Consider the following 21,380-nt stretch of genomic DNA (forward strand, 5'->3'; position numbering starts at 1 on the left):
GGGTGTGGAACTTAAGGTAGGTCACCTTTTCCCAGCCGGCCAAATAGCGGTTCGCCGGCTTGCCGGCGGGCGAGTGTATACTAATAGTTATCCCCGGGTGCAAGACTGTAGGATCCCCATACAAGTCGGGGAAGTCCAGCAGTCCCGCGACGAGCCCGGGAGGCAATACCCCCAAAAAAAGAAACCGAAAGCGATGGTTCGCTTCCGGTCTCTTTTCGATTCCGCTAGTGGAACTAGTCGAAAGGACTACTTCTTGGTGTCCTTCTTGTCGGAGCTTTTGTTGCCTCCAGACTTGCCGCCACTTTTATCGCTACCGCCTTTTCCTCCGGTGGAGGGTTTGTCGGTTTTGCCGGGTGACTTCTTGGAATCATCAGATTGCTTAGCCATGATACATAGTGTTATGATCGACGGTGAATTCCGTCAACCGTGAATTGTAAGGGTAGAATCTTCCCGAATGATGATTTGTTTGACAAACTTTGCTGCCAAGCGGTTAAAATTTGGATATTTTGGAAAAAATATTCGCGCTGCCTCGCCGCGTACCGGTAATACCGATCTCATTTCCCGGTTCTTCTCGGCAATTTTTTGCCACGCCCCTGTCCATTACTACCGATCACCGCTGTTCTGGCTAGCAACAACCCTCGAACCCATGGATACCCAGCTGGCCGACCACGGCTATTCGTACCAGAAACTGCAGGCCCTCAAGGCCCTACTCGGCTTGAATTTCAGGTCTCTGCACCTGCGCGCGGCGCACATAGAAGCCAAAGAAATATCCTCCTTTGCCGACTTCGCGGTTGAACTGGAGTCGGATACGGAGATAGCCTTGCTGCACCTGGCGAACGGCTGGTTTACGCCGCCCGGACTACCGGGTATCGGACACCTGAACCTGACGCTCCGTACCTACCACACCGCGGAGGTCATGCTGCAGGACGCGCCCAGCGATGCCCGCGCCGAATACGAAAGCGTGACCAAACCCCTCGGGGTGCGCTACTCAGCCCTCGACATCCACGGCCCGCTCGAGGAAGTACAGGTGAACGAAGGCCACGAAGACCGCCCCCTGCTGAATATCGATCCAGACGCCGAGCCGGCAGCGGGTGACCCGCAAGCTTTTGATATCCGGAGCGTAGAATCTATCGTCCTATACTTCGCGGAAGGTGCGGCCCTGCTGTTGGTATCCGACGAGGATCGTGTGGCCGTAAGACTTACCTCCCGTAAGGAACTTGAAGCGGGTAAGCAGACCCTCTACACCAACATTAATGGCTACTCGCGCAAGATTGAATCCATTCGGGTAAGCGCCATCGCTTCCTGAAGACTTCCCACCGAGCGAAGGCCGGAAAAACTGAGCATGCATGCCTAAGTGAAGCAAGGGGTGAATGCAGCCCTTAGTCCCTTTATCCCTTACTCTTTAGCCCCATCGCCCCGAATTTCCCCAAGCATAGCCCGGGCGTTCACTGCAGTTGGCCCTTCGGGATCCATGTCGATCGCCTTCTGGTAGTATTCTACCGCCTTTTCGTGGTTTCCCGCTTTCCAGTAGCCTTCGGCGAGGCTGTCCCAGACGTTGGGTGATTCGGGAAATAGTTCGGCGTTGAGTTGGAACACCATCAGGGCGGGAAGTTTTTGCCCCTGTCCGAGGAGTTGGTAGCCGGCGCGGTTCAGGTTGCGCTCGAAGGGGTAGTAGCGGTAGCGGGGGTCCTTTACCAGGCGGTGGGCCTCGGAGCGTACTTCTTCGATTTTACCGGCTGCGTACAGTCTTTCAAGATGGTCCATGGGGTCGGCCAGTGATATATCGCCCTGGTAATTCAGGATGGCCTCGATGCTGGGGTCGCGGTTGTCGCGGTAATCTGCGGATGACATATCCACCGCAATGTGTGGAGCCTGCCAGTCGTCGTTTTCCCACTGGGGTTTGTCCTGCCACCAGGCAAAGGAGAGGCGCGCCTCGATCTTGCTGTTGGGCAACTCCACCGGGCGGTTGTCGCCGTAGAAGTTGACGTTTTCTGAGGTGGGCTCACCGACGAAGATGGCGTTCGTGTAGTTGTCCAGTTCGTTGACCAGGTTTTGGGCGGCGGAGAAGGTGCGCCGGCCGATGATTACGAACAGTTTGCCGGGCTGGTCGATCTTCTCGGTCTGGATGATGCCCCGGATCACGTCCTTGTTCTTGTAGTTGTTGCCGCCGCCGTTGAGGCGCAGGTCGAGCACGAGGCGGTCTACTTCATTGTCTTCGACGAACTGGAATACCTCGGCGTAGAAGTCGGGCAGGATCTGAGTGGTGTCGTCCCGGACTTTACTCTGCCGCACGTAGACGGTTTTGCTGTCGGGCAGGTACTCATAGAAATAGGGGCGATCGAGGTGCTTGAGCCACAGGGGAGTGGTGGCGTTGTCGCGGGCGTCGAGCCACTGTTCGTCTTCCTGTACCAGTCCGTAGTGAACGTGGTCCCCCGTGCTGTCTACCGGCGCAAAGGTCACGTCAAAGGGCTCGCCGTCCTTTTCCAGCGTGAGGGTGATTTCGTCCTTCAGTTCCGGCGTGATGCCTTGCGCGTGCAGCACGGCGGGATTGGCCAACTGGACAGGTCCGGCACTTTTAAAGAACTGCTCATTTTCGACGGATACGACGGGTCGAATGGCTTCCAGCGCTTTTTCCACTGGCATGCCTTCCACGTGCGTTACCCGGGCACCTACCGCTTCTGCGTATTCGCGGTGCGCTCCCTGCACGAATATGCCGTCGGAAAACCAGTACAGCCGGTAGGGCATCTCCCGGAAGCCAAAGGGATTATCGGGGCCCCAGCCCGAGAGCCAGATATTGGTATGTCCGTAACCGAACAGCGCCACTATTCTGGCCAGTCCTACGACTACTTCGTGGTCTTCCAGCTCGGGTATGTCGGTGTAAAGTTCCTCTACCGCGGCATCGAAGTCTTCGGCGCTGACCTTCTTGAAAAGGAAGGGGTACTCTTCGTGTATCGTCCGTTGGAGGAAGCGGAGGTCCTGCCGCCATTCGTCGGGGGTCAGATCGATCTGCGCCGCCAGACTGCCCGACCATATAACAAGCAACAGGATGAGGTGTAGAAATTTCATAGTGCAGTGTAGTTACGCTTCAAAATTCCCGCGCAAGGGGATCAAAAAACAGGCCTATTAAAGATAATAACCGAAGTCGTACCGAATGACGAGGGGATCGACCGGGGGTTGCACTGCCGTAGCGCCGATTTGGGTCGGCATGCTGCCTACCGGGCCGTCGGGCCAGTGGCCCGGCGTAAAAAGACTGGTAGCGAGAAGGGCGGGCATGTTTCCGGTGTTTCCTGGCAGCTTGACGGCGGAAGCCATCGCTACCTATCGCCGACCGGGCCGTCGGGCCTGTGGCCTGACGTAAAAAGACTGGTAGCGAGAAGGGCAGGCATGTATCCGGTGTTTCCTGGCAGCTTGACGGCTGAAGCCATCGCTACCTATCGCCGACCGGGCCGTCGGGCCTGTGGCCTGACGGATACAGTGCTGTTAGGGGAGGTCAGTCAAGCGTCGGGTATTCCTGGTATCCTGACGGCGGACGGTGCGGTAGCGCCGACTTGAGTCGGCATGCCGCTGTATTACCGGCAGCTTGACGGCTGAAGCCATCGCTACGTGTCGCCGACCGGGCCGTCGGGCCTATGGCCCGGCGTGAAAGGCTGGTGGCGAGAAGGATAGACAAGGGTCCGGTGTATCCTGGCAGCTTGACGGCTGAAGCCATCGCTACAGTAGCGCCCCCCCGGGCCGTCGGGCCTGTGGCCCGGCGGATAGAATGCCATGAGAGTGGCAGGCAAGCGTCCGATGTTTTCTGGCAGCTTGACGGCTGAAGCCATCGCTACAGTAACGCCCCCGGGCCGTCGGGCCTGTGGCCCGGCGTAAAAGACTGGTGGCGCGAAGGGCAGGCAAGGGTCCGGTGTATCCTGGCAGCTTGACGGCTGAAGCCATTGCTAGGCTAACGGGCAGCTTGAAAGCTGAAGCTGTTCGATGTAAATCAGCAACAAACTCCCCGAAACAGGCGAAAGCGAACGGAAAGGGTAATCCACTGGTAATTAGTGATTTGAACCAAATATGCAAAAGGCCATTAAACACCCGAACCCAAACCCAAGACCATGAAATACCTATCCCTCTTTCTATTCGCCGCTTTCCTGACTGCGTGTGGAGATACTTCCGAAGCCACGGTGGATGATACCGTGGAAACCCCTGAAACGACCATGGAGCCCAGCGATCCGGCAGGAACACTGCAAGCCACCGTTGAAGCGGTACAGGCCAATGGCGGAGACATCACGGCATTGCCCGGCGAGGCTGCCGTAGCCAACATTGATACCTGGACCGAGCAACTGGAAGGCGTGAATGGAGCGGAAAAGGTGACCAGCAACCTGGAGTCCCTGCGGGAAACGCTCAGTGAGTCGCCCATCAACGGACAACTGGCGGGTATGCAACTCATCAGTCTGGCCGAAGATACCCGGCAGGTAGCCGGTTCCACGCCCGGAATATCGGCACTCGTCGCTGCCCTGCAGGCCGGTGGAGAGAAACTTACCGCGTCGGCCTTCGCGGGTGAAAGTCTGCTCGACCAGACCCTGCAGGCCGGAAAGTCCGCCGCCGCCGACATCACCACTTTGCCCGCCAACGCGGCGATCGGTAATGTTGATGGTTGGATCGCCGAACTGCGCGGTATGGACGGTACCGACGAGATCGTCGGCGACCTGGAAGCCCTCAAGCAGGAGCTCAGCGCCCCTACCATCGACGGTGCCAAGACTTCGGATCTCCTGTTCTCGCTGGCAGAAAGTACCCGCTCCCTGGCCGATGGATCTCCCGGACTGGCCACCCTGGCCTATCTGCTCGAAAGCGGTGCCTGGCGATTGCAGGGCATAAGCGAAAGCAAATAAATCCAATAGTTCTTCTTGGGACGTACGTTTTGGCCTCAGATCGCCGTACCGGACTGCGATTCGCTTTCCTTTCATTCCCCAATTGAATGGTGATAAAGGATAGATAAGAGGGTAAGAGGGCCGCGCCACTCAATTCCTGAATAGCTGGCAATGGGTTTTACCGGCATCTCCATTGCCGCGTGGCACCTTTCCTACCTTCCGGCTTTTTCAATCTTACCCATAGCCCCCTCGCGCACCAGTTACAAAATGGGTAGTGAACGGGCGAAGCAGGTGGTACCTAGACGCATGGCACTGAAAGCAGGCGATCTATCGTCGCTGCCTGGGCGAGGTTGTTCACCCGGATGGGGGGAACAACTGGGGCCGTCCGGAAAAGGAAGAGACCGCCCGCTACGCCGGATATGACAACCGGGGTCCCGGAGCCAGCCCCTCGCAGCCCGTGAGCTGGGCGCACCAACTCACCAATGAGCAAGCGGCCGCCTACAATGCACGGAAACACCTGCTGGGAGGCTGGGATCCAATGGAATAGGCCAAGAACCAAAAAATACGGAACCCCGACCGGCTACCCGGCACCCGCGCGCCGTCGGCAAATGGTGAAATAAGCTTACGTCGTTCGGCTAGGCTCCCGTTTCTGACACTCAGGCCACTCAATTCAAAGTAAACTTTGAAAAATAAAGTTCTTCGATTAATTTTGGGTAGATATCCACCTTATGTCCTTTTCCGCCCGACTCGATCGACTGCACCGGCAGGCCCGCCAAAATCGCTGGCTGGGCCTTTTTGCCGTATTCAACCGGGTGGCGCTGGCGGCCGGGTTCCTGCCCGCGGGTTACGTGAAGATCAACGGGGAGCGGTTTACCGACCTGCACAACCTGCACCCGCTGGGTGGCTACCTGGAGGCGCTCTTTCATACGGGATACTATTATACTTTCATCGGGGTGGCCCAGGTAACGGCGGCCGTACTCCTGCTGATCCCGCGCACTGCTACGCTGGGGGCCGTCCTTTATCTGCCGATCATCGTCAACATTTGTATCCTGTCCTTCGCCGTCCGGTTTCAGGGATCATTGCTTACGGCACCGCTCATGATCCTGGCCAACCTGTACCTGCTGTGCTGGGATTGCCACAAATTCCGGCTCGTATTCCCCTGGAACCACGACCTGGCTGAGGCACTGTTACCGGCGAAGGAGGAATTGACCTGGCGCTTTCCCTGGAAATTCGTGCTGGGGGTCGTGGCTACGGTCGTGGTGGTCTTCGCTTCGGTTGTTTTTGTCATGCGCAACGCCCTGATGCCGATGAACCGGATCACCGACTGCCGGCCCCGCTGTGCGGGGAGTACCGATCCGGGAGCCTGTCTGGAATTCTGTGAATGCGTCCATACCCGTGGAGAGACGCTGGATGACTGCCTGGAGGCCTACGGGCGTGCGGTCGAGTAGCGCCGACTTGTTATGTAGTAACCACGGAAGCATAGAGTTTTCCGGAGAGACGATGGCGTTTTCCTCAGTATACCACCTTGACGCCGTGGGTTGAGAAAATGACTCGGCGCGCAGCGCCTCAACCAAAAAAAGAGGCGACCCCGCTGGGGATCGCCTCTTGGTATTTGCGGTAAGGATTCCGGTTACTTCACGTCGAAGCGGTCGGCATCCATGACCTTCGTCCAGGCCTTTACGAAGTCGTTGACGAACTTGTCGGTAGCATCGTCGGCGGCGTAGACCTCGGCGAGGGCGCGGAGTTCCGAGTTGGAGCCGAAGATCAGGTCGGCGCGGGTGCCGGTGAAGCGGGTTTCGCCCGTGCGGCGATCCTTGCCTTCGAAGAGGGTCTCCTCGTTGTCGGTGGCCGCCCATTTGGTGGACAGGTCGAGGACGTTGTTGAAGAAGTCCTGCGTGAGCGCACCGGGGTTATCGGTGAATACGCCGTGCTTCGAATCGTCGTAGTTCAGACCGATGGCCCGCATACCGCCTAGCAGGACGGTCATTTCGGGGGCGGTGAGCGTCAGCAACTGGGCACGGTCAACCAGCAGCTCCTCGCCGGTGGCGTTGATGGGGTTGGTGCGGTTGATGTAGTTGCGGAATCCGTCGGCGTAGGGCTCGAGTGCCTCGAAGCTCTCGACGTCGGTCTGCTCTTCCAGTGCATCCACACGGCCGGGTGTGAAGGGTACGGTAATGTCCTTACCGGCAGCTTTGGCGGCTTTCTCGATGGCGACGTTACCGCCCAGAACGATGAGGTCGGCCAGGGAGACCTGCTTGTTGCCGGACTGTCCATCATTGAAGTCCTTTTGTACGCCTTCCAGCGCACTGAGGACCTTGCGGAGCTGGCTGGGCTTGTTCACTTCCCAGTTGCGCTGTGGGGCGAAGCGGATGCGGGCACCGTTGGCGCCGCCGCGCTTGTCGGAGCCGCGGAAGGTAGCGGCGGACGACCAGGCCGTGTAGGCGAGTTCCTGTACCGAAAGGCCGGTATCGGCGATCTTCCCTTTGAGGGTGGCTACGTCGTTGTCGTCGATCAGGTCATAGTCGCGCTCGGGCAGCGGGTCCTGCCACAGCAATTCCTCACCGGGGACGTCGGGGCCGAGGTAGCGGCTCAGGGGTCCCATGTCACGGTGGGTGAGTTTGTACCAGGCGCGGGAGAAGGCGTCCTTGAACGCTTCGTTGTCGTTGCGGAAGCGCTCGGAGATTTCGCGGTACTTCGGGTCGACTTTCAGGGCGATATCCGAGGTGAGCATCGAGGGGTGGTGCTTCTTGCCGGGGATGTGGGCGTCGGGAACGAGGTCGTCACCTTCGCCGTTCTTCGGCCGCCACTGCCAGGCACCGGCCGGGCTCTTGTGGAGCTCCCAGTCGAACTTGAAGAGGAATTCAAAGTAATCGTTGCTCCACTGGGTGGGCGTGCGGGTCCAGGTCACTTCCAGGCCACTGGTGATGGTGTGGGGGCCGTGGCCACTTTCGTAGCTGTTGTGCCAGCCCGTACCCATGGCCTCGATGGGCGCTCCGGCGGGCTCGGCGGCGACGTACTTCTCGGGATCTGCGGCGCCGTGGGTCTTGCCGAAGGTGTGGCCACCGGCGATGAGGGCGACAGTTTCCTCGTCGTTCATGGCCATGCGGCCGAAAGTTTCGCGGATGTCGTGGGCGGACTTCAGGGGGTCGGGCTCGCTGTTGGGGCCTTCGGGGTTGACGTAGATCAGTCCCATCTGCACGGCGGCCAGCGGGCTTTCCAGCTGGCGGTTGCCGGTGTAGCGTTCGTCGCCGAGCCATTCGGACTCCTTACCCCAGTAGATATCGGATTCGGGCTCCCATACGTCTTCGCGGCCGCCGGCAAAGCCGAAGGGCTCTACGCCCATGGTTTCCAGAGCGATGTTGCCGGTGAGGACCATAAGGTCGGCCCAGCTGATCTTCTTGCCGTACTTCTTCTTGATGGGCCACAGTAGCAGGCGGGCCTTGTCGAGGTTGGCGTTATCGGGCCAGCTGTTCAGCGGGGCGAAGCGCTGGGAGCCGGAGCTGGCACCTCCGCGACCGTCGGCAATGCGGTAGGTGCCGGCGCTGTGCCACGCCATGCGGATGAAGAAGGGTCCGTAGTGACCGAAATCGGCGGGCCACCAGTCCTGGGAGTCGGTCATGAGGTCGCGCAGGTCCTGCTTCACGGCCTCCAGGTCGAGCTGCTGGAAGGCCTCGGCGTAGTCGAAATCGGGGTCCATGGGGTCAGCCAGCTCGCTGTGCTGCCGCAGGATGTGGAGATTCAGGGCGTTGGGCCACCAGTCGCGGTTCGAAGTGCCGGCGCTGGCGGTAGAGTGGGCCCCGCTGAGGAAGGGGCAGCTTCTGCTCGATTCATTGACTTCCCAGACCTTGCCGTTATCTTGATTGTGGTCCTGGTTTTGTGATTTGCCGTGGCGTTGGCCTTCGGCTTCTTCGCTCGAATGGGGGTAGGGGTGCTTGGAGTTTTCCATGTAGGTTGCTATAAGGTTTTGGGGGCCGATGGGCCGACCGCCGTTTCTGGTATGGTTAGACTAGTAAAAAGGGAATTTCGGCCCGGATGGTTCAATGTATCGACAATTGAAAATCGCGTTTCGGGCTGGCTTTTCAGACACCTGGGGGCCGGGGCCGGCGGGTGCAGGGGCTTAGTCCCTCCGGAAAGCCCCTTCGCCCGCCTTACCAGCGGCAAACCGGGAAGCGCGGCGATGCCTAATGGCAAAACCCAGCCGAACAGGGGGACCCGGGCCGGGGTTGTGAGATACTATCGGCCCACCTGAAATCCGACCCTTCATGCAAAAGAAAACATCCCCCAAGACCTCACCATCAAGCAGCAAGGATGAGGCCCTGGCCCCGTACCGCAAAGACGGTACCGACCAGCCCCTGACCACCAATATGGGGCTTAAGGTCAACGACACCAATAACTCCCTAAAGGCCGGAATCCGCGGCGGCACCCTGCTGGAGGACTTCCTGCTGCGGGAGAAGATCAACCACTTTGACCACGAGCGCATTCCCGAGCGGATCGTCCACGCCCGCGGCAGTGCCGCACACGGGGTCTTTGAACTGTACGAGGCCATTCCGGAATTCACTAAGGCGGGCATCTTCAACGATACTTCCCGCAAGACGCCGGTCTTTACCCGTTTCTCCACCGTCGCCGGCTCCAAGGGCTCTACGGACCTGGCGCGCGACGTTCACGGCTTCGCGGTCAAGTTTTATACCGAAGAGGGCGTCTGGGATCTGGTGGGCAACAATATGCCCATCTTCTTCATCCAGGACGCGATGAAGTTTCCCGACCTGATCCACTCCGTCAAGCCGGAGCCCGACCGCGAGATCCCCCAGGCGGCCTCCGCCCACGATACGTTCTACGACTTCGTTTCCCTGAGTCCTGAAACCCTGCACAACCACATCTGGGTCATGAGCGACCGCGGCATTCCCCGCAGCCTGCGCATGATGGAGGGCTTCGGCATTCACACCTTCCGCCTGATCAACGCGGAGGGCGTGGCCCACTTCGTGCGCTTCCACTGGAAGCCGAAGCTGGGCGTACGTTCCGTGACCTGGGATGAGGCCGTCAAGATCAGCGGAGCCGATTCCGACTTCCACCGCCGCGACTTGTGGGATGCCATTGAAGCCGGCCAGTACCCCGAGTGGGAACTGGGCCTGCAGATCATCCCCGAGGAAGACGAGCACAATTTCCCCTTCGACCTGCTTGACGCCACCAAACTGATCCCCGAGGAGATGGTCCCGGTAAAGATCGTGGGCAAGATGACCCTCAACCGGAATCCCGACAACTTCTTCGCCGAAACCGAGCAGGTAGCCTACCTGCCCACCCATATGGTACCGGGGATCGACTTCAGCAACGACCCGCTGCTGCAGGGACGGCTCTTCTCCTACCGCGACACCCAGCTCAGTCGCCTGGGCAGCGTCAACTTCGAGCAGTTGCCCATCAACCAGTCGATCAGTGCCGTACACAACAACCAGCGCGACGGGCACATGCAGATGCAGATCCCGAAGGGCAAGACGGCCTACTTCCCCAATACCCTCGGTGGCGGCTGCCCGTTCCTGACAAGCATTGCCGACGGTGCCTTTGAATCCTTCACCGAGCGCGTCGACGGAGAGAAGATCCGCGCCCGCAGCGAAAGCTTCGTCGATTACTATTCCCAGCCCGCCCTGTTCTACCGCAGCCTCACGAAATGGGAGCAGGCCCACACGGCCGACGCCTACACCTTCGAACTGGGGAAGGTCAACTACCCCCACATCCAGCTGCGGATGCTGTACCACATCAACCAGATCGACGAGAATCTGGCCCAAAAGGTGGCCGAGGGACTGGGACTGGAAGTGCCCGGTTCCATCGACGAGCCCGTTAACCAGGCCATTGGCCCGGACGACGATGTAGAAAAGATGCAGCCCCCGAAGAAAGAGGTCTACTTGGAGAAATCCCCCGCCCTCAGCGAGACCTTCATCAAAACAAGCACTATCGCCACCCGGCAGATTGCGGTACTGGCCGCCGACGGTTTCGACGCCGAAACCTTCACCGCCATGAATGACGCCCTCCAGGCCGAGAACGCCATGGTGAAGATCGTAGCCCCGCACGGCGGCACCATCCGGTGCAGCAAGGGGGATGAACATAAAGTATTCGCGGCCATCATGACGACGGAAAGCGTCCTCTTCGACGCCATCTACGTTCCCGGCGGTCAGCCATCCCTCGACGCCCTCCTGAAGAAAGCGAAGTTCAAGAAGTTCGTCAACGAGGCCTTCATGCACTGCAAGGCCATCGCGGTCGACGGCGAGGGGGTACAGCTGTTGGACGCTACCCACGTCGGTGACCACAAGGACGACAAGGCCGTCTTCGTAGACGGTAAGCCGAAGGAATTCATCAAGGCCATCGCCCAGCACCGCAATTACGATCGGATGGAAGTGGCAAAGATGATTCCCGCCTAGCGGCTAAAGGCCCAGCTTTACCCGGACCGGGTTACAAGAGGAGGTGCCACGTGCGTACGCGGTACCTCCTTTTTCTTGCACCCGCGCACCGCCGCCCTTATATTTGAGAAAAAACGACATATCCGTATGACCTCCGTTCTTCTTTCTTTCTTTTTGATGAGCGGTCCCAAAGGCACACACACCAAGTAGTGACTGGGTTTGGGGCCTTGGGAGGCTTGTGGGGCGGTTGATTAGTTCGCCCAGTGCAAGAAGCTGATTATGAACCAATGCTTCCATCATTCGTTACCTAAGCAGACGCTTGGATAATCCAACATCTACGCATAATGGCCCGGAGCAAACAATACGATGAGAAGGAAGTGATTGAAAAAGCCATGGGCGTCTTCTGGCGCCACGGCTACAGCGGCACTTCAGTGCGGATGCTGGAAAAGGAGATGGGCATCAACCAGTTTTCGATTTACGCCAGTTTCAAGAATAAGCGTGGTGTTCTGCGGGAAAGCCTGCGCTCCTACCGCGCCAAGGTAGAGCGTCTAGTAGACAAGCTCGAAAGCTCTCCGGAAGGGATGAATGCTATCCGGGTCTACTTTTACGATTTCCTGGATTTTGCCGCCGCGCACCAGCAAACGAACGGTTGCCTCCTGCACAACACCCTGGGGGAACTGTCCCGGGAAGCTGATCTGGCGATCCAGGCGGAGATCACTCCTTTTGTTGACCACCTCAGGCGGGTGCTGAAGGATAAGCTGTCCGATGCCAAACCTCAGGCGGACGAAGGCACCCTGGAGCGCTGGGTGAATTACCTGCTGGTCGCCTTGCAGGGCCTGACGGCCGGCAGCAAGGTTTTTGATCGCACCCAATTGAACGACTACATCGAAGTGACCTTCGAGAAGCTATAAAAAATTTTACCCCATAACTAAGCGGTTGCTTAGTTAGTATACCCTTTAACAACCTTTATCATGAATACATTGCAAAATCTTACCTACCAGCCCCAGACCATTGAATCGGCCGACCCGGTAGCCCGCCCCATCCTGGAGCAGGCGAAAAAGAGCATGGGTATGGTGCCCAATATGTACGCCGGCATGGCCACCAATCCGGCCCTGCTGGATGCCTACACGCACGCCTACAACTCCTTCCGCCAGCACGCCGGCTTCACGCCGCAGGAGCAGGAGGTAATCTTCATGTCCATCAGCTATGAGAACGGCTGTGAGTACTGTCTGGCCGCCCACAGTTTCATCGCTGACAGGATGAGCAAGGTGCCCACCGAAGTGACCGACGCCATCCGCAACAATACCGAAGTGCCCGACGCGAAACTGGGTGCCTTGAGCCGCTTCAGCAAGGCCTTCATCGCCAAGCGGGGCCGCCCCTCGGAAGAGGACGTGGAGGCTTTCCTCAGCGCAGGTTACAACGAGCGCCACGTTGCCGGAGTAGTGGCCGCTGCAGGCGTAAAGACGATGAGTAACTACTACAACCACGTTTTCGAAACCCCGCTGGACGATGCCTTTGCCAGCCGCGCCTGGAAGCAGCAATAGCTGTTGCCAGCTGAATAACGAAAGCCCCCGTACCGATCCCGGTGCGGGGGCTTTGTTTCTGTAGGCAGTCGGCCATCAGAATTTCAAGTAGGCCCCTTCTTCCTCGGAGACGTGAATCACCCGCTCCGGCACGGTGCGGTAGCCGTCATCGACGCTGGAGTTCTCGAGGCGCAGTACGCCCCGGGGGCACACCGCCGCGCAGACGCCACAGCCGACGCAGCTGGCCCGGACGATGTCCTGCCCCTTTTGGGCGTAGGCGCGCACGTCGATGCCCATCTCGCAGTAGGTGGAGCAGTTGCCGCAGCTGATGCACTGTCCGCCGTTGGTGGTGATGCGGAAGCGGCTCTGGAAGCGCTGGACCAGTCCGAGATAGGCCGCCAGCGGGCAGCCGAAGCGGCACCACACCCGGTTGCCCATTAGGGGGTAGAATCCGGTACCCACCACCCCGGCGAAGCCCGCGCCAATGAGGAAACCGTACCACTTCTGCACCTTCCAGGTCTGGAAACCGAGCAGGCTGTCAGCGCCGGTAAAGTAGGAATAGAGCGTGAGGGCCGTCATCAGTATGGCCGCCACCAAGACGCCGTGGATGATCCACCGCTCAAACTTCCAGGCGCGGAGGCTTTTGTCGCTGAGTTGCCGCCAGGGGTCGCCCAGGGTCTCGGCCAGGCCGCCGCAGCCGCACACCCAGCTGCAGTACCACCGCTTGCCGACCAGGTGGACCATCAGGGGGACGCCGACGATGACCAGGAAGATGCCCCACACCAGCATGAAGGTACCCAGGGCCCCGGCACTCTGGAACTCCTCGAGCTGCCAGCTGAAGAAGAAGTCGTAGTCCAGCGGCCAGATGTTCTTGAGGTCCTGCTGCGGCTTGTTCAAGGCCCCGAGGATCTCCGGGATCAGGAAGGCGAAGGCCAGCTGGAAGAACATGACGGAGAACGTCCGCACGATCTGATATTTGTTGTGGCGGTATTTGGCCAGCATACGGACGCCCATGACCAGGATGATGAGGGTGTACAGCAGTCCGTACAGGAACCACTGGCTGGCCATCCCGCCGAACAAGCCCTGCTTCACGGGGCTGACCATGGTGATCCAGGGGGTGACGTGCTCCGGGGCCCAGTACAGGAAGATGTAAAAACCGATCAGGTAGGTGCCAGCCAGAATGCCCAGGTAGGCGGACAGTCCGGCGGGATCCGCGGCGCGGGCCGGGGAGTTGCGCCAGGAATGCTCCGCGAACAGGACCAGTCCGATGATCAGCAGGGCCACGGCCACCGTGACCGCCGGCCAGAACCAGTCGCTGGCCATGTACCGGATCCCGTATCCGATGATGCCGATGATCGAAAGGGCGAGGAAGGCGCTGCGCCAGCCCAGGTTGAGCCCCTTGGTGAGCTGGGAGTGGTAGATGTGGTCGTGCTTGATGCCCGGGTGCCCACGGAATTTCGGGAGTATATAAAGCAGTCCGCCCAGCAGGCCCAGGCCGATGGTAAGCCCGAGGAAAAGCAGGGGGTTGTCGTTGACCGGCCCTTGTTCCGCGGCCGTAGCCACCGCAAGGAAATTGCCCTTGAAGTAGATCGGGTCGGAGAGCCGTACGTCCCATTCCGATACCCCTTCGGGAAGGGCTTCTTCCGCCATCAGTTGGTCGACCCGCGTGTCGACCTGCCGGCGGGCCAGCGCGTACACTTCCTCGATCTTGTCGTGAAAGCTGAAACTGCTGCCGAAGGTCTGATCAAACAATCCCAGCTCCCGGCCGGCGGCCTGGAAGGCGGAACCCCTGACCTGGTAGACTAACTGGGCCTTGGGGTCCGCTTCGGGGGCCGGCGGAGCGTCGTTGGAGCTTTCCCCGCTGGAGGAACCGGCGGAAACTCCGGTGACCACCCCTTCCGGCGCGGGGGCGACGGTAGCGATAAAATCGTCCTCGCTGATGCGGTAATTCTCCAGCGCCAGCATACCGGTAAACACCAGCAGCGCAATGGTGAAGAGGGCCAGGCCCACGTACTGCAGGGTGGTCTTGTGGGTGCGTTTACTGGGCATCGGGGTGGGAAATGGCGCGGGGGGTGCGGGTCTTGAAATTCAGGAAGCGGAGGACGGCATCGAGGCCGCGTTTGCGTTTCAGCTGGAGGTTACGGCCGGTCCGTTGGTTGTACAGGGCCACGATGTCGGATTCGTATTCGGCGTAGAGCTCGGGGTCGAAATTGGCCATGCCCAGGTTTTGCAGCACCTCCTCTACCGGGGTGCCATGGGCGATCCACTTTTCGCAGACCTCCTGCCGGTAGCGGATGCCCATCAGGTTGAAGCCGCGCACGCTGCCGTCGCTAGCTTCGTAGTTGATGCGCACCGATTTTTCGCCGTCGGGGTGTTCCCAGTAGAGGGTTTCCAGTCCGTCGCGGCCGTGGGCGGGCACTTCCCCGTATACCTGGTACTCGATATCGATGAATTTGGCGGAGTTGAACCAGATTCCGGGGTCGTACTTGACCGGGCGCCCCAGCAGGGTGTAGGCTACAGTTTCGCCCATCATGCGGCCGGTGTACCAGACGGCCTCAATGGCCTTGCGTCCGGGGCGGGGGTGGCGCAGTTCGGCGCAGTCGCCGATGGCGTAGACGTCGGGGGCTGAGGTCTGCAGGTACTCGTCCACCAGAATGCCCTTGCCGGTTTCCACGGTTTCGTTGCCATGCAGAAAGGCGATATTAGGGTGCACGCCGGCGGTCAGGCCCACGTACTGGCACTCGATGCGCTCGCCGGCCTTGGTCGTAATGGCACCCGCGGCCCCGGTTCCGTCGTCGTGGATCTCCTGGAGCTCCGTATCGTGCCGCAGGTCGATGCCCTGGCGTGCGATGTGGCGGCTCACCATTTGGCTTTCCTCGGGGGGTAGGGCGTTGCTCCAGTAGCTGCCTTCGCGCACGAGCAGCTTCACGGGGATGTGGCGGCTGTGGAGCATTTCGGCCAATTCTATGCCGATTAGTCCGCCGCCTACGATCACCGCCGACTGGATCTCGGGGGTGATCTCCTCGAGGTATTCCAGGTCCTGGGCGCTCACCATGCCGCCCACGCGCTTGAGGTCCTGTCCGGGCCAGTCGAAGGTGTTCCAGGCGCTGCCGGTGGCCAGCACGAGTTTGTCGTAGGCCAGGGTGTCGCCGCCGGAGAAATGCAGGGTATGCGCGTCGGTATCGACGGCCTCCACGTAGCCGCGTCGCAGGTCGATGCGGTTCTTGGGCCAGAAGAAGGGCTCGTAGGGCATCAGGTCTTCCCAGCGCTGGTGGCCCATGTAAACGTACATGAGGGCCGTGCGGGAGAAGAAATAATCGGATTCGGCGGAGATGACGGTGATGCGGACGTCGTCGCTGAGCTTGCGCAACCAGCGGGCGGCGGTAATTCCGGCAATACCGTTGCCGAGGATGGCTACGTGCATAGGGGGGCGGGATGGGTAGTCGTGCAAACTACGTCACAACTCAAAAGTGCGCTGCCGGCGGGTCGGATGCTGTCGCGGACTTACATTTAAGGCAAATGTCACAGCGTTACTTCGTCCACCTCGCCTACCGCGGCACCCATTACCGGGGCTGGCAGCGGCAATCGGGAGAGGTGCCCACCGTACAGGCTACCGTTGAGGCGGCGCTGTCGCGGGTGCAAGGCCATCCCGTCAAGGCCGTAGGCTGTGGCCGGACCGACGCAGGCGTCCACGCCTCGGATTATTACCTGCACTTCGATACTGAGGGGGAGCTGCGCGACGACTGGCTGTTCGTCTTGAATAAGGTGCTGCCCGACGACATCGTCTTTTACCGGGCCTGGCCGGTGGACAGCGGGGCCCACGTCCGCTACGATGCCACCTCCCGCACCTACGACTACTACTTCCATACCCGGGCCGATCCCTTTCTGGCTCCGGTAAGCAGCTACCTCGACCTGCCCGACCTGGATACCTGGGCGATTGAAATGGCCCTGCGGCCCCTTACCGGACAATACGACTTCCGGGCCTTCTGCCTGACGCCCGATCGCCACAACACCACCACCTGCGACCTGCGCGAGGCCTCCCTGCACGAGGAGGGGGAGGGGAGGTACCGCTTCCGCTTCGTGGCCGACCGGTTCTTGCGGGGGATGATCCGTATCCTGGTGTACCAGTTGCTACGCGTGGGGAAAGGTGAGATTCCACCCGACGAACTGGAGGTAGCCCTGGAAAGCGGTGAGCGGATATCGGTGGGGCAGGCCGCGCCCGAGGGCCTGTTTCTGAGCCGCGTGGAGGGGCTGGAGGGTGGTGGTCCGGCGGATACTGGTCCGACCATTTAGTCGTCGGACCACTGGATAGCGGACCAGCTTGGGTAAGCGTTGGACGGTCCCCCCACCGTCCAACGGGTAGAGCGTTGGACGGCCTCTCGATGATCCGTATGCTGGTGTAGGAATTGCTCCGCTTGAGTCGGAGAGGGTACAAGAGGGTGGTGGTCCGGCGGACCAACTACTCCCTACTCCCGGTCCCGGGAATCGATCCAGATCGTAACCGGCCCGTCGTTTACTAGGGCCACCTGCATGTCCCCCCCGAATTCCCCGGTCGCCACCGGCCGCCCGGCCACGGCACTCAGACGGGCGACAAATCGCTCGTACAGGGGAATGGCCACCGCCGGATCGGCACTGCGGGTAAAGCCGGGGCGGTTGCCCTTTTTGGTGCTGGCGAAGAGCGTGAACTGAGATACCACCAGCAATCCGCCGTCGATGTCCGTGACGCTGAGGTTCATCTTCCCCTCCGGGTCGGAAAAGATGCGCAGCCGGCTGATCTTGCCGCAGAGCCATTCGATGTCCTCGTCCGTGTCGGCGTCTTCCACGCCCAGTAAAATCAGAAGCCCGGGGCCGATCCGGCCGGAAACGCTTCCGTCAATGGTCACCGAAGCCTCGGTCACCCGCTGAATAAGTACGCGCATGGGGGCAAGATAAACAGGAGCAATAGACCTCCCGCATCGACAAAAAGCCCTGACCGCGGAGAGCAGTCAGGGCTGATTAATTTTGCAACCTTCCGGGAGTTACTCCGGTGGTATCAGTTACTTCTTGTAGGTATCGTCGCTGACGGTCAGCTTGTAGCGACCTTTGGCGCGACGGCGGGCCAGGACCTTGCGGCCGTTCTTGGTAGACATGCGCGAGCGGAATCCGTGCTTGTTGACACGCTTACGCTTGGAGGGTTGGAAAGTCCTTTTCATGCTAAATTATTTTTTAGGCGCTCGTTACCGGGCCGGAGGTTCTGCAAAAGTCGGGCAAAGGTAAGGGTTTGGCGCTTAACCTACAAAGGGTGGCTTCAATTTATTGTCACGGAATTTCCACCTTACCTTGGCAGGACAACCCCCCGTGCATGTTTCGCAGCGCCCTCATCGCTACCCTGGCTCTCCTGTTCTACCTGCCGCAACTGGCCGGCCAGCAACGGTTTGCCGCAGCGGCGCTCGCCGAAGTACCCCTGGTTGAACTGCCCGCGCAGGATAACGATCGACTGCTGGCGGCCGAACTAGCCGTCCGCCGGCCCGACCGCCCGCAGACCTTCGCCCTCACCCTGCCGGTAAATGTACAGCCCGATCGCGACGGGAAATGGACTAACCCCACGTCGGACTCCCTGCTCTGGCGGTGGCGCGTGCGCAGTCCCGGTGCCAAGTCGCTCAACCTGGGCTTCACCCGCTTCGCGCTGCCCCAAGGCGCCCGCCTCTACCTCACCACGCGCACCGACCGCTTTGGCCCCTTCACCGCCGCCGACAACGCCGAGCACGCCCAGTTCTGGTCGCCCCTCCTGCGCGGCGATGAACTCATGGTCGAACTGCTCGTGCCGGCCGGGGAGGCAGGGAACGTGGACCTGATCATCTCTTCCGTCAATCACGATTTTGAGGGCGTCATGGACCTCATCAGTGACGATTGCCACCTCGACGTGGCCTGCGGGGCGGCCGACGGCTACCCCCAGGTGGATGCCTACCGCGATGTCATCCGCAGCGTGGCGGCGTATACCGTGGAAGGGCGGGAGCGCTGCACCGGTTTCCTCATCAACAACACAAACCAGGACGGCCGGCCGCTCTTCCTCACCGCCAACCACTGCGGAGTAAACCCGGCCACTGCACCCACCCTGGTCACCTACTGGAATTTCGAAAACGATGAATGCCGGCTCCCGGGATCGGGCGACAGCGGCAGCACCGGCGATGGACGCCTGGAGGTATTCAACACCGGGGCCCGCCACCTGGCCAGCTATTCGGCAACCGACGTTACCCTGCTCGAACTCGACGAACCCGTGAACCCGCGTGCACGCGCCTACTTTGCCGGTTGGTCGGCGATCAACCGGCCCCCGACCGGGCGGGTAGCCATCGTACACCACCCGAACCTGGACGAGAAGCGCATCAGTTTCACCGAGCAACCCCTCACCCGCTCGAATATCCTTGGGGAAGCCGACGCCGACGGCAGCTTCTACCGCGTTCCCTACTGGGAGGTAGGCTCCACGGAATCCGGCTCCTCGGGGGCCCCGCTGTTCGATACCGCCGGCCGGGTACGCGGCCAACTTTTCGGCGGCCGGGCCTCCTGCGGTAACCAGGCCGAAGACATCTTCGGCTCCTTCGCCCGCAGCTTTATCGGGGGCGGTACCCCCGCCAGCGGCTTGCAAGCCTGGCTCGACCCCTGCGGTACCGGTACGACTACCCTGGACGGACTCGACGCCGCCACCCTCAGCACCGCCCTGGTGGCCAGCCCCGCCTGCCGAAGCAGCTGCACGGGCAGTACTACCGAGTATACCCTGTTCCTGGGCGAGGCCTTCCCCGTCGGGACCCGACTGTCCGCTACCGCCCATTCCGATCTGACGATCACCCTGCCCGCCACCACCTCGGGCGGAAACAGCATCACCTTACTGGCGGACCCCGCCGCCGCCGCGGCCGGGACCTACCCGATCACGGTCGTGGCCGACGGGGGCAGTGGACTCACAGATACGGTGGTATTGACCCTCACCCTGGTAGACAGCGCCCCAGCGGCGGTCGACCTGCTGCGCCCGGAACAGCAGAGTAGCGGGGTGGACCCCTTCCTGGAACTCGGCTGGCGTCCCGTAGGCGGGGTCAGTAGCTACGACTTGCAGATCTCCCTCGACCCCGAATTCGGGGGACTCACGGCCGACCTCCGCGACCTGGTGGTCCCCAACTTTGTCCCGGAATTCCCCCTGGCCGGCGGTACCCAATACTACTGGCGGGTACGCGGTCGCAACGACTGCGGTACTGGCGCCTGGTCTTCTCCGCGCATCTTCACCACCGCCGATCGGAGCTGCCTGCTCCGCGGCGCCACCGCCCTGCCCGTGCCCATTCCGGCGGCCCAACCCGGTGAAGTAGTGGCCTCCCTGGAGGTCAGCGAAGACCTGGACCTCAAACATATGGAGGTGATCGTGGGCCTGGAGCACACCTTCGTCGGTGACCTGTCGCTGCGGCTGGTCAGCCCGGCCGGCAAGGTGGTAGCGCTCCTCGATCCCCCCCTCGGCGGGGCCTGCCCGGCCACCAACCTGTATGTCATCTTTGCCGACGGCGCCGGTACGACGGCCGCGGACTTCAGCGAAGCCTGCGAAGACGGTGACGAGGGCAGCTACCGGCGCGTACGGCCCGTAGACGCCTTCTCCCAACTGGCCGGAGCTTCGTCCCGCGGCACCTGGAAGCTGGTGGTGAACGATGAAGCGGCCGAGGACGGGGGAGCCATCACCGATTTCCGCCTCCGCGTCTGTGAAGACCGGGTCGACGCACGCGACCTCAGCGTAGCATTGCTTTCCCCGCCCATCCGGTCCTGCTCCAACTTCGGCAGTACGGCGCTTTTGCAGCTGGGGGCCGACTTTGACGAGGAGGTCTCCCTCAGAGTGGAGGCCGACGGGCTGGAACTGGACAATTACACCTTCAACTTCGACCCCGCCACGGGTACCTTGGAAGTACGCTTCAGCGCCTGGACCATCGTGGGGCCCGGCACCGCCGATCTCTCTTTTGTGGTGATCGCCGCCGACGGTACGGAACGCCGGGCCGTAAACACGCTGCAGGTTTTGCCGGTGCCGGAGCCGGTAACGCCCTTGCCCGCCCGCCTGGACGAGGAAACCGTGACCTTTCGCTGGCGCCCTTCGGCCACGGCCGAGAGCTATGGTCTGCAGGTCTCTACCGATGCCGAATTTGGTGATACCGTTTACGTGGCCACCACCGCCGGTCGCCAGTTGACGGTGGGCCGCGCGGCCCTGCCCGCTCAATTTTTCTGGCGGGTCGTTTCCGTGAATCCCTGCGGCAGCTTTCCGGGGCCCGCCCGCGATATCGCGCTCGACACGACCAGCAGCACCCACCACTTCAGCGCCGACCGCCGCATCAGCGTATATCCCAATCCCGCCGTCGACCACCTTACGGTCGAACTGGAGGGGAACTGGACGGATGGGGGCGTCACCGCCGCGCTCTATACCGCTGCGGGCACCAGCGTACGGGACTGGAATAACCTGCAGCCCCCCCTGAACCGCCTCGAGCTCGGGGCCTTGCCGGCCGGCGTCTATTTTTTGCGTTTGAACGGTCGCTTCGGTGGACTGACCGAACGAATCCTCCTGTTGCGTTGATATCATTGCACATGCTCCGGTATTTTTTGTAGCCCCCAAAACACCTTTT

At 60.9% G+C, this 21,380-nt stretch carries 17 protein-coding genes; 9 read left to right on the forward strand and 8 right to left on the reverse strand.

Annotation, left to right across the window (positions count from 1 at the left end; translation table 11 throughout):
- Positions 1 to 246: 246 nt before the first annotated feature.
- Positions 247 to 387, reverse strand: coding sequence for a hypothetical protein (locus tag E4021_RS18130; protein WP_168797593.1), 141 nt, complete (start codon positions 385 to 387; stop codon positions 247 to 249).
- A 259-nt stretch (positions 388 to 646) separates the two neighbouring features.
- Between E4021_RS18130 and E4021_RS12750 the strand changes: the two genes are divergently transcribed.
- Positions 647 to 1,306, forward strand: a complete 660-nt coding sequence (locus E4021_RS12750; RefSeq protein WP_136459749.1) for a hypothetical protein — start codon at positions 647 to 649, stop codon at positions 1,304 to 1,306.
- An 89-nt stretch (positions 1,307 to 1,395) separates the two neighbouring features.
- Here E4021_RS12750 and E4021_RS12755 read toward each other — a convergent pair whose 3' ends face one another.
- Both E4021_RS12755 and E4021_RS18135 read right to left on the reverse strand, forming a co-directional pair.
- Positions 1,396 to 3,066 carry a tetratricopeptide repeat protein gene (locus E4021_RS12755; RefSeq protein ID WP_136459750.1) on the reverse strand — a complete coding sequence of 557 codons (1,671 nt, stop codon included), beginning with the start codon at positions 3,064 to 3,066 and terminating at the stop codon, positions 1,396 to 1,398.
- Positions 3,067 to 3,123: 57 nt separating this feature from the next.
- The gene (locus tag E4021_RS18135) at positions 3,124 to 3,273 is read right to left on the reverse strand and encodes a hypothetical protein (RefSeq protein ID WP_168797594.1); all 150 of its coding nucleotides are present in this window, start codon (positions 3,271 to 3,273) and stop codon (positions 3,124 to 3,126) included.
- An 824-nt stretch (positions 3,274 to 4,097) separates the two neighbouring features.
- On the opposite strand from E4021_RS18135, the gene E4021_RS12760 reads away from it, so the two are divergent.
- From E4021_RS12760 to E4021_RS12770, 3 genes are all read left to right on the forward strand, one after another.
- Entirely contained in the window at positions 4,098 to 4,874 is a 777-nt protein-coding gene (locus E4021_RS12760) for a hypothetical protein (RefSeq protein ID WP_136459751.1), read from the forward strand.
- A 319-nt stretch (positions 4,875 to 5,193) separates the two neighbouring features.
- Positions 5,194 to 5,400, forward strand: a complete 207-nt coding sequence (locus E4021_RS18605) for a pectinesterase family protein (protein WP_406603362.1) — start codon at positions 5,194 to 5,196, stop codon at positions 5,398 to 5,400.
- A gap of 181 nt (positions 5,401 to 5,581) precedes the next feature.
- The gene (locus E4021_RS12770; protein WP_136459752.1) at positions 5,582 to 6,301 is read left to right on the forward strand and encodes a DoxX family protein; all 720 of its coding nucleotides are present in this window, start codon (positions 5,582 to 5,584) and stop codon (positions 6,299 to 6,301) included.
- A 182-nt stretch (positions 6,302 to 6,483) separates the two neighbouring features.
- Here the strand turns inward: E4021_RS12770 and katG are convergent, their stop codons facing one another.
- Positions 6,484 to 8,799 carry a catalase/peroxidase HPI gene (gene katG / locus E4021_RS12775; protein ID WP_136459753.1) on the reverse strand — a complete coding sequence of 772 codons (2,316 nt, stop codon included), beginning with the start codon at positions 8,797 to 8,799 and terminating at the stop codon, positions 6,484 to 6,486.
- 316 nt (positions 8,800 to 9,115) lie between these two features.
- Between katG and E4021_RS12780 the strand changes: the two genes are divergently transcribed.
- The 3 genes from E4021_RS12780 (at position 9,116) to E4021_RS12790 (ending at position 12,783) form a co-directional block, all read left to right on the forward strand.
- Positions 9,116 to 11,260 (forward strand): catalase, encoded by a 2,145-nt coding sequence (locus E4021_RS12780; RefSeq protein WP_136459754.1) that lies wholly within the window; start codon positions 9,116 to 9,118, stop codon positions 11,258 to 11,260.
- Between the two features lie 323 nt (positions 11,261 to 11,583).
- Positions 11,584 to 12,150, forward strand: coding sequence for a TetR/AcrR family transcriptional regulator (locus E4021_RS12785; protein ID WP_136459755.1), 567 nt, complete (start codon positions 11,584 to 11,586; stop codon positions 12,148 to 12,150).
- Between the two features lie 60 nt (positions 12,151 to 12,210).
- Positions 12,211 to 12,783, forward strand: coding sequence for a carboxymuconolactone decarboxylase family protein (locus E4021_RS12790; RefSeq protein WP_136459756.1), 573 nt, complete (start codon positions 12,211 to 12,213; stop codon positions 12,781 to 12,783).
- A 75-nt stretch (positions 12,784 to 12,858) separates the two neighbouring features.
- Here the strand turns inward: E4021_RS12790 and E4021_RS18420 are convergent, their stop codons facing one another.
- Entirely contained in the window at positions 12,859 to 14,352 is a 1,494-nt protein-coding gene (locus E4021_RS18420) for a 4Fe-4S binding protein (RefSeq protein WP_406603363.1), read from the reverse strand.
- A gap of 448 nt (positions 14,353 to 14,800) precedes the next feature.
- On the reverse strand, positions 14,801 to 16,186 hold the full coding sequence (locus E4021_RS12800) for an NAD(P)/FAD-dependent oxidoreductase (protein ID WP_136459757.1): 1,386 nt from the start codon (positions 16,184 to 16,186) through the stop codon (positions 14,801 to 14,803).
- A 95-nt stretch (positions 16,187 to 16,281) separates the two neighbouring features.
- Between E4021_RS12800 and E4021_RS12805 the strand changes: the two genes are divergently transcribed.
- Entirely contained in the window at positions 16,282 to 17,055 is a 774-nt protein-coding gene (locus E4021_RS12805; RefSeq protein WP_168797595.1) for a tRNA pseudouridine synthase A, read from the forward strand.
- A gap of 173 nt (positions 17,056 to 17,228) precedes the next feature.
- Here the strand turns inward: E4021_RS12805 and dtd are convergent, their stop codons facing one another.
- Positions 17,229 to 17,681: a D-aminoacyl-tRNA deacylase gene (dtd, locus tag E4021_RS12810; protein ID WP_136459759.1), complete on the reverse strand. Its 453-nt coding sequence runs from the start codon at positions 17,679 to 17,681 to the stop codon at positions 17,229 to 17,231.
- Positions 17,682 to 17,798: 117 nt separating this feature from the next.
- On the reverse strand, positions 17,799 to 17,954 hold the full coding sequence (rpmH, locus tag E4021_RS12815; protein ID WP_099106760.1) for a 50S ribosomal protein L34: 156 nt from the start codon (positions 17,952 to 17,954) through the stop codon (positions 17,799 to 17,801).
- A 149-nt stretch (positions 17,955 to 18,103) separates the two neighbouring features.
- Here rpmH and E4021_RS12820 point away from each other — a divergent pair, with 149 nt between their 5' ends.
- Positions 18,104 to 21,331 (forward strand): proprotein convertase P-domain-containing protein, encoded by a 3,228-nt coding sequence (locus tag E4021_RS12820; RefSeq protein ID WP_136459760.1) that lies wholly within the window; start codon positions 18,104 to 18,106, stop codon positions 21,329 to 21,331.
- Positions 21,332 to 21,380 lie beyond the last annotated feature (49 nt).

The sequence above is a fragment of the Neolewinella litorea genome (assembly GCF_004803465.1).
GTDB lineage: Bacteria > Bacteroidota > Bacteroidia > Chitinophagales > Saprospiraceae > Neolewinella > Neolewinella litorea.

Excerpts from the sequence above, each read along its gene's own strand:
- E4021_RS12770 (WP_136459752.1), top strand. The coding sequence starts at position 5,582 with ATGTCCTTTTCCGCCCGACTCGATCGACTGCACCGGCAGGCCCGCCAA.
- rpmH (WP_099106760.1), bottom strand. The coding sequence starts at position 17,954 with ATGAAAAGGACTTTCCAACCCTCCAAGCGTAAGCGTGTCAACAAGCAC.
- E4021_RS12750 (WP_136459749.1), top strand. The coding sequence starts at position 647 with ATGGATACCCAGCTGGCCGACCACGGCTATTCGTACCAGAAACTGCAG.
- katG (WP_136459753.1), bottom strand. The coding sequence starts at position 8,799 with ATGGAAAACTCCAAGCACCCCTACCCCCATTCGAGCGAAGAAGCCGAA.
- E4021_RS12760 (WP_136459751.1), top strand. The coding sequence starts at position 4,098 with ATGAAATACCTATCCCTCTTTCTATTCGCCGCTTTCCTGACTGCGTGT.
- E4021_RS18130 (WP_168797593.1), bottom strand. The coding sequence starts at position 387 with ATGGCTAAGCAATCTGATGATTCCAAGAAGTCACCCGGCAAAACCGAC.
- dtd (WP_136459759.1), bottom strand. The coding sequence starts at position 17,681 with ATGCGCGTACTTATTCAGCGGGTGACCGAGGCTTCGGTGACCATTGAC.
- E4021_RS12785 (WP_136459755.1), top strand. The coding sequence starts at position 11,584 with ATGGCCCGGAGCAAACAATACGATGAGAAGGAAGTGATTGAAAAAGCC.
- E4021_RS12800 (WP_136459757.1), bottom strand. The coding sequence starts at position 16,186 with ATGCACGTAGCCATCCTCGGCAACGGTATTGCCGGAATTACCGCCGCC.
- E4021_RS12820 (WP_136459760.1), top strand. The coding sequence starts at position 18,104 with ATGTTTCGCAGCGCCCTCATCGCTACCCTGGCTCTCCTGTTCTACCTG.
- E4021_RS12755 (WP_136459750.1), bottom strand. The coding sequence starts at position 3,066 with ATGAAATTTCTACACCTCATCCTGTTGCTTGTTATATGGTCGGGCAGT.
- E4021_RS18135 (WP_168797594.1), bottom strand. The coding sequence starts at position 3,273 with ATGCCCGCCCTTCTCGCTACCAGTCTTTTTACGCCGGGCCACTGGCCC.
- E4021_RS12805 (WP_168797595.1), top strand. The coding sequence starts at position 16,282 with ATGTCACAGCGTTACTTCGTCCACCTCGCCTACCGCGGCACCCATTAC.
- E4021_RS12790 (WP_136459756.1), top strand. The coding sequence starts at position 12,211 with ATGAATACATTGCAAAATCTTACCTACCAGCCCCAGACCATTGAATCG.
- E4021_RS12780 (WP_136459754.1), top strand. The coding sequence starts at position 9,116 with ATGCAAAAGAAAACATCCCCCAAGACCTCACCATCAAGCAGCAAGGAT.